The organism is Methylobacterium variabile, from assembly GCF_001043975.1.
GTDB lineage: Bacteria > Pseudomonadota > Alphaproteobacteria > Rhizobiales > Beijerinckiaceae > Methylobacterium > Methylobacterium variabile.
On the sequence record NZ_LABY01000463.1, the window covers coordinates 1 to 803 of the forward strand.

The 803-nt window shown below is 66.7% G+C and carries 1 protein-coding gene; it reads right to left on the bottom strand.

Going from position 1 to position 803, the window contains the following annotated elements; translation table 11 throughout:
• Positions 1-284 precede the first annotated feature (284 nt).
• Entirely contained in the window at positions 285-554 is a 270-nt protein-coding gene (locus VQ02_RS37895) for a YlcI/YnfO family protein (protein ID WP_157080929.1), read from the bottom strand.
• Positions 555-803: the final 249 nt, after the last annotated feature.

Consider the following 803-nt stretch of genomic DNA (forward strand, 5'->3'; position numbering starts at 1 on the left):
CTCGATGCCCGACAAAGCGCAGCGCCCGAGCCCCGCCGCCTAGCCTCCTCCGAGCCAGCGCCTACCGCTAGGCCCGGTCGGAATAGCCGCCCCTAGACCCAAGTTGCCAAGCCTGCAGCAGCGGATTCCCCAATCGAAGCGACACCTCGCCCGCCAAGGGCCTAACCCTCTCGGCGGGCGAGCTGTCGATTCGATTGGGGAATCCGCTGCTGAAGGCTTGGCAACTTGGGTCTAGGGGCGCCGATTCCGACCGGGCCTAGCGGTGGGCGCTGGCTCGGAGAGGGCTAGGCGTCGGGCTTCGGGTGCTGCGCTGGGTCGGGCTTCGAGCGGGCAGCCTCGCGGCGCTCCAGCTCAGCCTCAACCGCGGCCCTCACGAAGTCAGTCCGGTCCTCATCCTCCGCCAAGACAGCCGCGATCCGCGCGAAGGTTCCCTCCTGGAACCGCGCCGACATGTCTTCAGCCCATCGTCTCTTTCTGCCCACCGTCCGGCGGCTAGGCGATTCGCAGTGCAGCATCAAGCGGGCCTTTTTCTCATATGAGGTATTGACGAGCATTAATCATATGACTTACTCGTATCTCATATCAGATATCGCGGGTGGTCGGTAGGGCAATCCGCGGCTGAGACAGACCGCCAACCCTCAAATCCGGCAGCGCCCCGGGCGGACCACTCGTGGGCTCGCGACGGCGGAGCTTTGCCCAAGCCCGGAGCCACCCTCATGCCCGCTCCCACGTCAGCCCTCCTGCCCCACCTCCGCGCCCCCGCCGCCAGGTCACCTCGCCGGGCCATCTGGACCCATGAGCCG